The organism is Lysinibacillus sp. VIII_CA, from assembly GCF_049943995.1.
GTDB lineage: Bacteria > Bacillota > Bacilli > Bacillales_A > Planococcaceae > Lysinibacillus > Lysinibacillus pinottii.
Window position 1 is genome coordinate 57,521 of the sequence record NZ_JBNFXM010000004.1, and the last position, 14,973, is coordinate 72,493.

The window sequence follows — 14,973 nt, forward strand, 5'->3', positions numbered from 1 at the left end:
ATCCACCTTCAGTTTCCTAGCTTATAATTTTACAACATTTGAAGCTTGCGGGCCGCGATTGCCTTCCACAACATCAAATGAAACCTTTTGACCTTCTTCAAGTGTACGGAAGCCTTCCTCCTGGATGCCCGTAAAATGTACAAATACATCTTCTCCATCATCACATTCAATAAAGCCATAGCCCTTTTCATTATTGAACCACTTTACGATCCCCTGTTGCATAAGCATTCGCCTCCAATGCGCTTGAAAGTAAAATAAAGTTAAAGAAATCGTGCTATCAATGAGAAAATGTGAAAAAATAGCATTTTCTCTTAGAACATACATGAATTGAACAAAAATGTCAATTGATTGTCGGAATGCGAGCATATCTGGCTTTCTTTTTTTTCACAATTAAGACTATAATGGAAATGAACAACATAGAAAGTAGGATGCCAAATGACAACGAAAAATCAACCATTAACAGATTTAGAAATCGCGAGTCAAGCAGTAATCAAACCTATTACGGAAATTGCCCATGCTGCAGGTATTCCAGAGGATGCACTTGAGCAGTATGGCCGCTACAAAGCAAAGATTGACCCATTAAAAATTACAGCTCAAGGTGAGGACGCAAAGGTTGTGTTAGTGTCAGCTATTAGTCCTACCCCAGCAGGTGAAGGAAAGTCAACTGTGACTGTAGGACTAGCTGATGCCCTTCATCAATTAAATAAGAAAGTGATGGTAGCGTTACGTGAACCTTCGCTTGGTCCAGTAATGGGCGTAAAAGGTGGCGCAACTGGTGGGGGCTACGCACAGGTTGTACCAATGGAGGATATTAACTTACACTTCACTGGTGATCTTCATGCGATAACAACAGCCAACAATGCTTTATCTGCATTTATTGATAATCATATCCACCAAGGGAATGTCTTAAACATTGATCCACGACGTATTATTTGGAAACGTGTGATGGATTTGAATGATCGCTCATTACGTAAAGTGATTGTGGGATTAGGTGGACCTGTTCAGGGCATGCCGCGTGAAGATGGCTTTGATATTACGGTTGCCTCGGAAATTATGGCAGTGTTCTGTTTAGCAACAAGTATTGAGGATTTGCGCGAACGCATCGCTAGCATCGTGATTGGCTATACCTTTGAGCGTGAGCCTGTCTTTGTGCGTGATTTACAGGTAGAGGGTGCCTTAACATTATTATTAAAGGATGCCTTTAAGCCAAACTTAGTACAAACATTGGAAGGGACACCAGCAATTATACACGGTGGTCCATTTGCAAATATTGCCCACGGCTGTAACTCCATTATGGCGACACAAACTGCTCGTAAACTAGCGGATATTGTGGTGACGGAAGCGGGCTTCGGCTCTGATTTAGGTGCTGAAAAGTTCATGAACATTAAAGCACGTAAAGCAGGCTTTAAGCCAAGTGCCGTTGTGATTGTAGCAACGATTCGTGCATTAAAAATGCACGGTGGTGTTCCAAAAACATCACTTGTCGGTGAAAATGTGGAAGCACTGCTCCAAGGGATTGAAAATTTAGCTAAACACGTCGACACGGTACGTACATTTGGTGTTGAACCGATTATTGCATTAAATCGTTTCATTACAGACACAGAGGCAGAGCTGGAAGCAGTTCTAAACTGGTGCCAAGAAAACCATGTACGTATTGCCCGAACAAATGTCTGGGAAGAGGGCGGTAAAGGTGGAGTAGCCTTAGCTGAACAAGTACTAGCTGTGTTGGAAGAAGAAAACAACTTCTCACCATTATATGATGTAACAGAATCCATTGAAGAAAAAGTACGCACTATTGTACAAAAGGTATATGGTGGGAAAGATGTCCAATTCACTGACCAAGCTAAAAAACAAATGGCTCAAATCGAAAAATTTGGCTGGGATTCTTTGCCGATTTGCATGGCGAAAACGCAATACTCTTTATCCGATCAACCAAGTTTACTTGGACGTCCTGAAGGCTTTACAGTGACAATTCGTGAGGTGATACCGAAGCTAGGTGCAGGTTTCCTAGTTTGCCTCACAGGCGATATTATGACAATGCCGGGCTTACCAAAAGCTCCTGCTGCGTTACGCATGAATGTCGACAATGACGGACATGCGGTAGGATTGTTCTAATAAAATGTTGAAAGGCTGCCCTTTAAAATAGGGGCAGCTTTTTTTATTGGTTGGCTGATAGGAGCCTAAACATTTTTTATTTCACTACTATTTCTCCCACCAGTGCCACTAAAATAGGCCTCTCCCCTTATAGTTGAAAATTGTCTAAACATTCATCATCACTTTTTTAGAAAATTTAAGTTTCTAGTTTAAAAACTAGGATTTCTTTTCATGCCATTACAAACTCGAGAAGCTTCCTTATATAAATGTGTTTGGTAATTTTTATTTATAATTATCTAATATTGGAAAGGAAAAGCGGAATTTTACAACGTTGTGCAATTGTCAAATGAATTTTTATTTAAAAAATACATTGAATTTTCTTTTTATTTTAAATATAATTTACTTAATTCTAATTCGGAACACTGTACCGATTATAGGAACGCGGAGGGATGGAGTCTTGAAAATCGCAACAGATATTGGCGGTACTTTTACCGACCTAGTTTATACAGATGAGAAAGGAAATCTTCATTTTGACAAGGGGCATACGACGCCAGGGCATTTTGAGGATGGTATATTAAACGTATTAGGACGACATGTAACAGAGGATTCTCTCATTGAATCATTTATTCATGGTTCTACTGTTATTATCAATACATTAACAGAGAGAAAAGGTGGCGTAGTTGGATTAATTACAACAAAAGGCTTCCGTGATGTATTAGAAATTGCACGTGGTAACCGACCAGACTTATATAATTTTAAATATACAAAGCCAGCACCTTTTGTAGAGCGTTATTTACGACAAGAAATTGATGAACGCATTGATTTTAAAGGAAATATTATGAAAGCGCTTAATAGGGATGAAGTTGGTAAGATTGTCCGTCAATTTAAGGAGTTAGGTGTAGAGGCAATTGCCATTTCCTTAATTCATGGCTATAAAAATCCCATTCACGAGCAGCAATTAAAAGAAGAAATATTGAACATTTGGCCTGAGGTGTATATTACGCTTTCAAGCGAAACCATTAAAGAATATCGTGAATATGAAAGAACCAATACAACTGTTTTAAATTCATATGTAAAGCCAATTGCTCATGCTTATTTAAAAAGCTTAAAAGAAAAATTAAGTACAATTGGTATTACCGACCATTTGAAAATTATGCAATCAAATGGTGGTACAACAAGCTTTGATAAAGCGATGGAGCTGCCAATCAATCTAGTAGAATCTGGCCCTGTAGCCGGAATGTTTGGAGCTGCAAAATTAGGTGAGCTTCTAAATGAATCCAATATTATCGCCTTTGATGTGGGGGGGACGACAGCGAAATGCTCACTTATTACAGATGGCAAAGTAAATGTTACGACAGATTACTATATTGAAAGAAATGAAAAATTTGCTGGCTATCCCATTAAAACACCAGTTGTAGATATAGTGGAAATCGGCAATGGTGGGGGCTCTATCGCTCGTGTGGACCAGTTCGGTTCCTTAAAGGTTGGTCCAGATTCTGCTGGGGCAAACCCAGGTCCAGTAGCCTATGGGTTAGGTAATACACAGCCAACAATTACAGATGCTAATGTTTATTTGGGAAGATTATCATTAGCAAACTTCGATAATCCAGTTTCTATTGACAAAGTGGAGGAGGCACTTATTGAAGCGATTGCGAAACCGTTTCATGTCTCAGCCGAGGAAGCAGCGCAAGGTATTTTAGATATTGCGAATTCTAATATGTTAAATGCGTTGAAGCTCATTTCCATTCGTAAAGGCTATGACCCAGAAGATTTTACAATGGTTGCCTTTGGTGGTGGTGGTCCACTACATGCTATTAATTTAGCAGAGGAATTAGGCATGAAAAAGGTCATTATCCCTTATGGCTCTTCTGTCTTTTCTGCATTAGGAATGATGATGACAGAATATCGCCAAGACTATATTCAAACAAGTTTAATGGACTTTGATCACGTGCATCTTGCTAACATTCAAGCGAATATTAATCAAGCTATTGAAAGTGCCTATGCAGACGCACCTTTATCGAAAGAGCATTATTATTTCGAAATTAATTATGACTTACGTTATAAAGGCCAAGAGCATGCAGTTAAATTGAACGCATCGAATATCACAATTGATGATAAAGGGCTTCTCCAATTGGCTGAAGCGTTCCATGTAAAACATAAACAAGAATTTTCATTCGATTTACCAACTACTCCAATAGAATTAGTGAATCTACATCTTACCATCTATGGAAAAGATGAGGCTGTTCAATTTAAAGAATTAGATTTCTCTCATATTGATGTGTCAACTTGTATTAAAACAAAACGCAACTTATATGTAAAAGAAAAGGGGTGGGTTGAGGTCAATGTTTATGATCAACAAAAGCTTGCTCCGGGTTATGTCATTACAGGCCCTGCTATCGTTGAAAATCCAACATCTACAGTCGTGATCAATGAAAAGCAATCCATAGAAATTGATAAATATGGAAATTTGATTGTAGAGATGGAGGGAAAATAAATCATGAAAAAAGACGTTTTTGCTGTAGAGATTATTCAGGATTCATTGCTAGCCATAGGGGATGAAATGTTTGTCGCTCTAGCGCGCTCTTCTATGAGTCCCGTAATCTATGAAGTATTAGACTATGCTTGTGGTTTAACAGATGCACAGGGGAACTTAATTAGCCAAGGAAATGGTGTTACAAGCTTTATTGGTATGCTAAGTCCAATGGTGCAGAGAGTAATTGAAAAATTCGATAATGGTCAAAGGTTGCATGAGGGCGATGTCATTATTATTAATGACCCGTATGTAGGGGGAGGCTCGCATTTATCAGATGTTGGCTTAGTGCTTCCCATCTTTTATCAAGGTGAAATTATTGCTTACTCTGCCAATAAAGCACACTGGACAGAGGTAGGGGGCATGGACCCTGGTTCATTTACAAGTAATTCTAATGAAATTTATCAGGAAGGTCTACAACTGCCTGGTGTCAAACTTTATCATAAAGGCGAATTGAACGAAGCCATTTATGAGATTATTTCTACAAATGTTCGTTTACCAGAGCTATCTATCGGCGATATGTTTGCACAAGTGGCCGCCTTAAAAACAGGCGAAAAGCGAATCACAGAGCTTTGTCAAAAGTTTGGTGCTGAATCGGTGAAATTGTCGATTCAAAAATTATTGGACAAAGGTGAAAAAATTGTAGAGCTAGAGCTGCAGCATTTGCCTAAAGGTAAGTTTTATGCAGAAGACTTTATTGAGGGAGATCCATTAAAGGGTGGACCATACCCGATTAAAGTGAAAGTAACGATTAGTGATGAAGAATTTATTTGTGATTTTAGAGGCTCCCACCCAGCGGTAAATGTGCCAGTAAACTGCTCCAAATTTGGTTTAATGGCAAGTGTGCGTGTGATGTTCCTAGCATTACTAGGTGATATAGATGTCATTAATGAGGGAGTCTTTAAACGCTTAACTATTTTAACGGATGAAAATTCCATTGTCTCGGCTAAACGCCCACATCCTGTATCCATGAATTTTGAGGCACGTATTGGGGCGGCTGATTTAATTTGGAAAGCACTTGCGCCACATTTACCAGAAAGATTATCTGCTGGACATTTACAATCCGTTTGTACATTTATTCTAACAGGTAAAAATCCTGAAAATGATGAGTCCTTCCTTATCGTTGAACCATCTGTTGGTGGTTGGGGAGCATCAAATGATGAAGATGGTCAAAGCGGGCAATATTGTATGGGAGACGGTGAAACCTATAATTTACCTGTGGAAATTGCAGAAACGAAATATGGCATTCAAATTGATGAATATAGCTTAAACTGTGACGGTGCAGGTACAGGCCAATTTAGAGGTGGCTTAGGTGTACGCCGTGTCTATACAATTAATAATGATGGTCAAAAGGTTTCAGTCAACTTAGGGAGACACCAATTCACTCCATTCGGTTTAAGTGGAGGAGGCGAAGGCTCTCATAACTATTTAATCGTTCATAAAAAGGATGGCTCTACGATTGGACCAGTTGGCGTACTAGCCAATTATGAATTGCAAAAAGGCGATCGTATTGAGCTTGTTACAGCAACAGGTGGTGGCTATGGAAATCCACTTGAAAGAAGTAAAGAGGCTATTGAGCGTGATGTGTTAAATGAATATATTTCGGTAGAAGTAGCGAAAAAGCATTACGGTTATCAAAACGCTTAAAGGGAGAAATATATGACTGTCAAGACATTAAAAAACTCATTAGATATACTAGAGTGTTTTGCGACGACAGAAAATGCATTAGGTGTTCGTGAAATTTCGCGCATGATGAAAATGCCGACAAGTGTCGTACAAAGAGCCATTAATACATTTACAGAAACGGGTTATTTATTACAGGATGAAGGTACAAAAAAGTATAAATTAGGCTACAAAATGTTCCTTTTTTATGATGTGCTCTCACATACAATGGACCCACACTCGACTATTTATGAATTAATGCAAAATCTTGCAAGTGAAATAAACGAATCGGTATTTCTCACTTACATGGACAATGAATATGGTGTCACAACAAAAATTGCCGAAAGTAATAAAAATGTAAAGTATGCGGTGTCTTTAGGAACTAAGACACCCCTTTACATCGGTGCTTCCTGTAAAGTCATGTTCGCCTTTTTAGAAGAGGATAGACAGCTTGAATTAATAGCTTTTTTTCAAAACAAGCAATCGAAAGAGGAGCATATGGAATTTTTTGAGACATTAAGGGAAGAGCTACAAAGTATACGCCAACAAAAATGGTGTATAACCGTTGGTGAATACAATGAACACGCTTTTGGCATCAGTGTACCGTTATTCAACTATAAAAAAGAAATTATCGCATCTCTTACAATTTCTGGATTAGTATATGATATAGATGATCAAAGGGAGAAATATATGCTTGACCAGTTAGTAAAAGTAGTTCAACAGATACAATCGCATATTTCAAAACTATAACAGCAATAGGGGAGCTGACAGTATGAATAATAAAGTATTACACCCACGGGCTTTGGAGCCTATGACTCTACTCATGATTGTCTTTACATCTGTAGTTGGGGCTATTATCGGGATACAGCTGATTACAACTTTAGGGATTTCTGCTAATACGTCTATCGTAGGGGCAATATTTGCGATGATTCTAGGAAGAATCCCAATTGGCAAGCTCATTGCATTTAAATCTGTGCATAGACAAAATATAATCCAAACGGCCATTTCAGCCGCAACATTTAGTGCAGCGAGTAGCTTAATGCTGCCAATTGGTATTCCCTATGTTTTGGGCTATGAAAATTTAGTATTACCTTTGTTTATCGGTGTTATTTTAGCGATGTTTGTGGATGCTTTATTATTATATAAATTTTTTGATACAAAGATTTTCCCAGCAACAGGTACTTGGCCACCAGGGATTGCAACTGCTGAAGCTATTAAAGCGGGCGATAAAGGTGGTAAAAATGCCAAAGTATTAATCGGTGGTGTGTTAATTGGTATTGTGGGGTCTGTTCTTAAAATTCCAATGTCAGCTTTTGGGGTAGCGTTTATTGGCAATATTTGGGCACTAACGATGTTTGGGGTTGGGCTTCTACTAAGAGGCTATTCTGTTCAATTATTTAATGTCGACTTAAATGCTTATTATATTCCGCATGGGGTTATGATTGGTGCTGGGATTGTGGCACTTTTCCAAGTAGCCTTTGCTTTACTAAATAAAAAATCGATTAAAAAGTCAGAAGAGTTAATCTATTCAAAGGGTGCAAAAGAAATTCGCCAAGCCTTTGGTATTGGGTTTATTGCTTATTTAGCCATTGCCTTATTAATCGCTGTTTTAGGCGGTATTATCACACATATGTCATTTGGGATGCTAATAGGATTCATCCTCTTTGCCACAATCGCAGCATTTGTCCATGAGCTTATCGTTGGTATTGCGGCCATGCATGCGGGTTGGTTCCCAGCGTTTGCAGTGGCATTTATTACATTGATTGTTGGTATTTTAATAGGCTTCCCTGCACCAGCTCTTGCTTTGTTAGCAGGTTATAGTGCAGCTACAGGGGTTGCATTTGCGGATATGGGCTATGATTTAAAAACTGGTTTTATTCTGCGTGGAAATGGTAGTGATCCGGCACTAGAAAAAGAAGGGCGCAAACAGCAAATGATCGCTGGTATGTTGGCGTTCTCCATTTCTGCTATTGTTGTTTTACTATCCTACAAATCATATTTTGCACAAGATTTAGTAGCTCCTGTTAACCATGTTTATGCGGCAACTATTCAATCTGGGGTTACAGGGGATGTGGCGAAACAACTAATGATTTGGGCAATTCCAGGGGCATTGATCCAATTGATTGGTGGCTCGAAACGACAAATGGGTATTCTTTTTGCTACAGGTTTATTACTGATCAATCCGATTGCTGGATGGGCAGTATTAGCAGGTATCTTACTTCGTGTAATTTTCACGTATGTAACGAAAGGTAAGAGAGAATCTGAAATGACTGTCTTTGCAGCAGGTGTTATTGCTGGGGATGCTTTATATAGCTTCTTCTCTTCTATTCTAAAAATAGGGAAATAGAAAGGGTCATGCTCGATGACAAAAGTATTAACGTATGAGGATGGGATTGCTGCTGTGTATGGAGGAGCAATCCTTGGCGGAGGCGGAGGTGGCCTCTTAGAGGAAGGACTTAAACTGGTGAAGGAAATCTTTGCAGCCGGAGAACCTCAAATAATCGATATAACAGAATTAGATGATGAGGATTTAGTAGCGTGTGTGGCAATGGTAGGCGCACCTTCAGCAGCCGAACAATATATTTCGAACGAACAGCTTTGCTGGAGTTATCGCCAGATGAATGCACATACCAATCATCGTCTAAAAGGCATCATCACAAATGAAAATGGTGCCATCACAACGATTAATGGTTGGTTGCAGTCTGTGTTATTACATGTGCCCGTCGTGGATGCTCCATGTAATGGGCGGGCACATCCAACAGGTATTATGGGATCTCTAAATCTCCATGAACAACAAGACTATCAATCTGTACAATTTTACGCAGGTGGCAAAGATGATTTTGCGGTTCAAGGGTTTGTGGAGGGGCATCTACAAAATACGGCTAAAACAGCCCGACAAGCGTCTATTTTAGCTGGAGGATTAGTAGGCGTAACGAGGAATCCCGTGACCATAGAGTATTTACAGAAACATGGTGCACCGAATGCTATTACAATGGCTATTGAGCTTGGCTATCATTTCCTCAAGGGACAAACCTTCGATGAAAAAATGTCCAATATTTTACAACTGTTGAATGGGGAGCATATTGTTTCGGGCGAGGTAAAAAATTATGTATTAACGAAGGAAAATGGCTTTGATGTAGGGAAATTATCCGTTGGGGATTACCATTTGACTTTCTGGAATGAATATATGACGTTATCGAAAGAAGGGCAGTTACAATCAAAATTTCCAGATCTTATAATGACATTCGATACGGAAAAGATGTTGCCAGTTCCAAGTGCGAGTATAAAAGAAGGAATGCAAGTAGCGGTCATCCATGTGGATCAATCTCATTTAAAATTAAGTTCAACGATGGAAAATCAAGAGCTGTTAAAAGAAATTGATGAGGTCATCAAGGGTGTGATGTAAGAGTTACTTTTAAATAGTAAAATAAATAATAAAAGCTGCCATCATCTACATGACTGTAAGATGGGCAGCTTTTATTTGTCCTTCAGCGGGAAGGTATTACATGTTATCACAATCGTTCCTACTTCCTTTATAGCTTCTTACAATTTTGGTTTACAGAATCTTCATTGTGTTTGTACGACTCATGTATGTGGTTTCATAAACTGGCAGTCATCATCGTGTACGATTTTCATTAAAGGGAGGAGCTACGTTCATACAACTTGAAGAAGGTAACAACCAATAACGAAAAACAATTACACATGGCGTCCATTTAATGATAACTTTTTGGTCGTAAAAACAACTAACTTGTTGTTCACAATTTTCGGCTGTACATAGTGCTATGCGGGTTAAACAAAGAATTTCTAAGGGAAAGTGTTCACTTTTATTTGTTTGATGATTGGTTTTCTTTACTTATGTCATCTTGCAAACATACTATTCAATTGTAAGCCCGCTGAAGTTGATATTCATACTGTCAAACACATAGCTGTTTGTACAAAGCTGAAAAATATGAGGTACAGAACAAATTGTTTGTTCTGCACGTTTATCTTATAATATTCTGAAAAATTAGTCAATTAAAAAGCTATTGATTTTTTATTTTTCGTGAGTGCTATAAATACAGTATAATCGTGTAGGAAGGGAATGAGTTTGAACTATGGATCATTTAATGAGTAAAGTACGAGAAATTTATGAACAGTTTGACGCCAGCCATGATTTTCAGCATATTGAGCGTGTCTATCAAAATGCGCTAGCGATCTTACATACAGAACCAGCAGCCGATGCCGAGGTTGTTAAAATTGCGGTGCTGTTACATGATGTGAGCGACAAAAAGTATACCGATAGTAAGGAACAGGAGGAACAGCTCATTGCAGAGCTCCCTGTTAGCGAAGAAAAAAAGCAACATATTCGAGATTGTATTGCACAAGTATCGTTTAATGGTGGAAATGAGCTAGTGGCTACATCTTTGGAAGCAAAAATCGTTCGCGATGCAGACCGTTTAGATGCGATTGGGGCAATTGGCATCGCACGAACATTTGCCTATGGTGGTGCGAAAGACCGCAAGCTTTATGATAAGGATGAAGAAGCACGCACACATATGTCAGAATCCGAATATCGTCAAAAAAATACGTCATCTGTCACTCACTTTTACGAAAAGCTATTGCTGCTAAAGGATTTAATGGTAACGGAAAAGGGCAAGCAAATGGCACTTGAACGTCATCAATTTATGGAAAGCTTTTTACAGCAATTGCAACATGAAATAGGTCAATAGCATAAAGCACCGCCCTCAATGGAAGGGAGGTGCTTTTATGTGATGTTCCGGTATTTCTTTCGTAGTATTAAAAATAGGAAGAGAATGTTCAGCCCTATAAAAATTAAAAAATAGTTTCCCCTTCAATCCACTGCGTTTGTTCATATTTTTTTCTTTAATGAATACAAAGTTTCGATATATAGAAATAAATTAATTACGACAGCAAATTCCATTTAGTTGCTGATAGTGGGGTGGTTGACATAACCATTTTATTGTGATGGAAAGTTTTTTCGATGAAATCTGCAATACTTGCATATTGGGCGATTTCATAGTCAGTAAATCGTAATGAATCGTCCGAACTCTCTTCTATAATTAGGAATCATAACAATAAACTTGGAAATTTTCATCATGTTACTCCTTTATATTAACTTGGAATAGTATGTTACACTACTGTTTTAGACTTCTCAAATGGTAATTTATACTAATATACTACCGCTTTTGTACAACAAATTCATCAAAAGGGGAAAGCTGCTGAACGAGCAGGTCTAGAACAAAAGATCATCAAATTTCCGTGTGTTTACAGGAGAATGGGAACATCATTAGGACAAATTGTTGATAGTTTGTTGTTCTTTGTTTACCTGTCAATTGATGTTATGATGAATAATGGATATCAATAATCGTCTACATAAAAGTAGTGTGGGCATGAACAATACCTAACATGAAAGAGATGGAATAGTGGAATGAGTCATTTAATCGTACAAAATTTAACAAAAACTGTGGGCGATAAAACGCTTTTTGAAAATATTGAATTTACCATTTATGAGGGTGAGCGAGCTGGCTTAATCGGTATTAATGGTACAGGTAAATCGACCCTGCTGTCGATTTTAGCAGAGGATATCGAAGCGGATACTCTCACTATGGATCGCCCCAACAAATACCGTATCGCCTATTTACCACAGGAACCGTCATTTCAATCAGGAGAAACAGTTTTGCAAGCAGTCTTTGCTGGCGATTCACCGGTTTTACAACTGAATCGTCAATATGAGGAAACGGTGGCTGCACTGGCAGTAAATCCAACATCTGAAAGTTTACAAAAGACTTTATTTGGTTTGCAACAGCGTATGGATGAAGAGCAGGCATGGGATGTCAATGCGCTTGCGAAAACAGCCTTAACAAAGCTAGGCATTGAAACATTTGATAAAGAAGTGCTAACGCTTTCTGGCGGACAGCAAAAACGAGTGGCATTGGCTAAAGTATTAATTGAACCAGCAGATCTCTACTTATTAGATGAGCCGACCAACCATTTAGATGTGGAGGCAACGGAGTGGCTTCAAGAGATGGTGCTACGCTTAAAGGGTGCAGTTATTTTTATTACCCATGATCGTTATTTCTTAGATGAATTATCAACACATATTTATGAGCTAGCCGATCAAACTCTGTATAGACACACCGGAAATTATGGTGATTTTTTAGAGGCCCGTGCCATCCGTGAGGAAATGAAGGCGGCATCTGCTCAGAAGGATCGCAACCGTTATCGTTCAGAGTTGAAATGGATTCGTCGCGGTGCAAAGGCGCGCTCTACTAAACAAAAAGCGCGTATCCAACGCTTTGAAAAGTTGGAGGAGAATTTAGAGCGTAAATCAGAGGATGTTTCATTGGAAATGGGACTCGCTACAACCCGTCTTGGGCGCAAAGTACTCGAGGCTGAAAATATTTCGAAAGCATTTGGACAGCAAAAGATTCTGGATAACTTTTCATTTTTACTCCAGCAAGGTGACCGTATTGGCATAATTGGTGCGAATGGCGTAGGGAAATCTACCTTATTAAAGATGCTAGCAGGAGAGCTTACACCAGACCAAGGTGAAATTCTTGTTGGATCAACAGTGAAGCTCGCCCATTTCAAGCAAACTTTACCGAAAATGAATGAAAATGAGCGTATGATTGAATATATACGTGAGGCTTCGAATGATATTACAGATGCAGAGGGTGTACGCTATTCCGCGGCTCAAATGCTAGAGCGATTTTTATTCCCACTACATGCACACGGTACACCAATTGGTAAATTATCAGGTGGTGAGCGCAAGCGCCTTCATTTATTACGTTTATTAATGGAGCAGCCTAATGTTTTATTATTGGATGAGCCAACCAATGATTTAGATATTGAAACATTAGGTGTGCTTGAGGATTTCATTGAGCATTTCCCTGGCGTAGTCATCACGATTTCCCATGACCGTTTTTTCCTAGACCGTATTGCGAAAAAGCTATGGATCTTAGATGGAAAAGGGCAGGTTGAGGAAACACTGGATCTTTATAGTGAGTATTTGGAGAAGCGTGAGCATACTGCAACTGCTAAAGTTGATGCACCGAAAGCTGAAAAGCCGAAGTCTGAAAAACCAAAATCAGACAAGAAAAAGCTATCATTTAAAGAGCAAAAAGAATGGGAAACGATTGCAGATGATATTGAGAAAGCAGAAGCAGCTATTATGGAGACCGAAGAGGGAATCGCTAATGCTGGTTCAGATTTTACAAAACTACAGGAATTAACAGCTAAGCTTGATGAGCTAAATGCACAGTATGAGCATCTGATTGAAAGATGGTCATATTTAGATGAAATTGCTAACGGATAAGGAGCGATAGACATGAAGATTATTACAATTGAACCGACACCAAGTCCAAATTCTATGAAGATTGTTGTTGATACAGAGCTACCGTTCGGGAAAAGCTATAATTTTACAAAGGATAATAAAGATGAAGCGACTGGCGAAGCAGCAGCTATTTTAGCTATTGAGGGGATAAAGGGCGTTTATCATGTAGCTGATTTCTTTGCGGTGGAGCGTAATGCAAAATATGCTTGGGAGGGTATTTTAGCAAGTATCCGTCAAGTATTAGGTGAAGACGTTGAAACGCAAGATGAACCAATGGTAGCTAACGAGTTTTACGGGGAAGTTTATGTCCATGTACAGTTCTATAAGCAAGTACCCCTACAAGTAAAAGTGTTTGATAACCAACGTGAACATCGTATGAGCTGTGGTGATCGTTTTGTCGAGGCTTTTAACCAAATTATTGAATCAGCAGTAGATGAAAACTATATTTTCCAGCGTAAATGGATTGATTATGGTGTGCGGTATGGTGAACTAGAAGAAATCGCAGAAGCGGTCAAAAGGGAAATTGATGTCACATATTCTGCAGAACGATTAGCAGAAATTGTAGCTGCGATTAATAATGATGATGAAAAAGCAATCGTTCCATCCAATAAGCTGAAAATAACAGTGGAACAGTTCCAACAACCAGAATGGGAGAAACGCTTCCAGTTGTTAGACCAAATGGCTGATCCGGAGCTGGATGATTTACCATTGTTAGATTTAGCTTTACAGGATGAGCAAATGTCTATTCGTCGTCTAGCAACTGTATATTTAGGGATGGTCGAAGATGTTACGGTAGTTCCATATTTAGAGAGAGCCCTTCAAGATAAAAGTGCCGCCGTGCGACGTACAGCAGGTGACTGTATGAGCGACCTTGGCTTTGTAGAATTTGAAGGAGCTATGCAGCAAGCCCTACAAGATAAGAACAAATTGGTACGTTGGCGTGCAGCGATGTATTTATATGAGGTGGGTACAGAACAATCATTACCCGTATTAAAAGCGGCTGAAGATGATAAAGAATTCGAAGTAAAGCTACAAGTGAAAATGGCCATTGCCCGTATCGAGCAAGGTGAAGAAGCAAAAGGCTCGGTTTGGAAGCAAATGACCGAATCCCGCCAACAATAATTATGGAAGAAAAAACCAGCAATTGCTGGTTTTTTTATTTTGGTGTGAGAGCTTTATGCCAAAGAAATGAAGTTGCTCAATATCCTTGATTTTCAAAGGTGTTTACTTTTTAAATTATAAAAAATAACATTAAGTAGAAAAAATGTTGTTTTTTAGCGATTTATGGCTAAACAAAAAGTTAAGGTCATGCTATGAATTATTAACATATTGTCTAGTTTCATAGAGAAGGGTC

Annotated in this window: 10 protein-coding genes; 9 read left to right on the forward strand and 1 reads right to left on the reverse strand. The window is 38.8% G+C overall.

Annotated features, from left to right (window positions below):
- Window positions 1–21 precede the first annotated feature (21 nt).
- A complete protein-coding gene (locus ACP3VS_RS07580) occupies window positions 22–222 on the reverse strand; it encodes a cold-shock protein (RefSeq protein WP_004269397.1) in 201 nt (66 codons plus the stop codon).
- Between the two features lie 213 nt (window positions 223–435).
- Between ACP3VS_RS07580 and ACP3VS_RS07585 the strand changes: the two genes are divergently transcribed.
- The 9 genes from ACP3VS_RS07585 to ACP3VS_RS07625 all read left to right on the forward strand — a co-directional run bounded on the left by ACP3VS_RS07585 (window position 436) and on the right by ACP3VS_RS07625 (window position 14,741).
- Entirely contained in the window at window positions 436–2,115 is a 1,680-nt protein-coding gene (locus ACP3VS_RS07585; RefSeq protein WP_031419539.1) for a formate--tetrahydrofolate ligase, read from the forward strand.
- Between the two features lie 436 nt (window positions 2,116–2,551).
- On the forward strand, window positions 2,552–4,588 hold the full coding sequence (locus ACP3VS_RS07590; protein ID WP_426388503.1) for a hydantoinase/oxoprolinase family protein: 2,037 nt from the start codon (window positions 2,552–2,554) through the stop codon (window positions 4,586–4,588).
- Window positions 4,589–4,591: 3 nt separating this feature from the next.
- Window positions 4,592–6,271, forward strand: coding sequence for a hydantoinase B/oxoprolinase family protein (locus ACP3VS_RS07595; RefSeq protein WP_426388504.1), 1,680 nt, complete (start codon window positions 4,592–4,594; stop codon window positions 6,269–6,271).
- A gap of 12 nt (window positions 6,272–6,283) precedes the next feature.
- A complete protein-coding gene (locus tag ACP3VS_RS07600; protein ID WP_012293861.1) occupies window positions 6,284–7,036 on the forward strand; it encodes an IclR family transcriptional regulator in 753 nt (250 codons plus the stop codon).
- 22 nt (window positions 7,037–7,058) lie between these two features.
- Window positions 7,059–8,633: an OPT/YSL family transporter gene (locus ACP3VS_RS07605; RefSeq protein ID WP_036161268.1), complete on the forward strand. Its 1,575-nt coding sequence runs from the start codon at window positions 7,059–7,061 to the stop codon at window positions 8,631–8,633.
- A 15-nt stretch (window positions 8,634–8,648) separates the two neighbouring features.
- Window positions 8,649–9,692, forward strand: a complete 1,044-nt coding sequence (locus ACP3VS_RS07610; protein ID WP_289449211.1) for a DUF917 family protein — start codon at window positions 8,649–8,651, stop codon at window positions 9,690–9,692.
- Window positions 9,693–10,380: 688 nt separating this feature from the next.
- Window positions 10,381–10,995, forward strand: a complete 615-nt coding sequence (locus tag ACP3VS_RS07615; protein WP_031419547.1) for an HD domain-containing protein — start codon at window positions 10,381–10,383, stop codon at window positions 10,993–10,995.
- 719 nt (window positions 10,996–11,714) lie between these two features.
- Window positions 11,715–13,601 carry an ABC-F family ATP-binding cassette domain-containing protein gene (locus ACP3VS_RS07620; RefSeq protein WP_012293865.1) on the forward strand — a complete coding sequence of 629 codons (1,887 nt, stop codon included), beginning with the start codon at window positions 11,715–11,717 and terminating at the stop codon, window positions 13,599–13,601.
- Window positions 13,602–13,613: 12 nt separating this feature from the next.
- Window positions 13,614–14,741, forward strand: a complete 1,128-nt coding sequence (locus ACP3VS_RS07625; RefSeq protein WP_012293866.1) for a conserved virulence factor C family protein — start codon at window positions 13,614–13,616, stop codon at window positions 14,739–14,741.
- Window positions 14,742–14,973 lie beyond the last annotated feature (232 nt).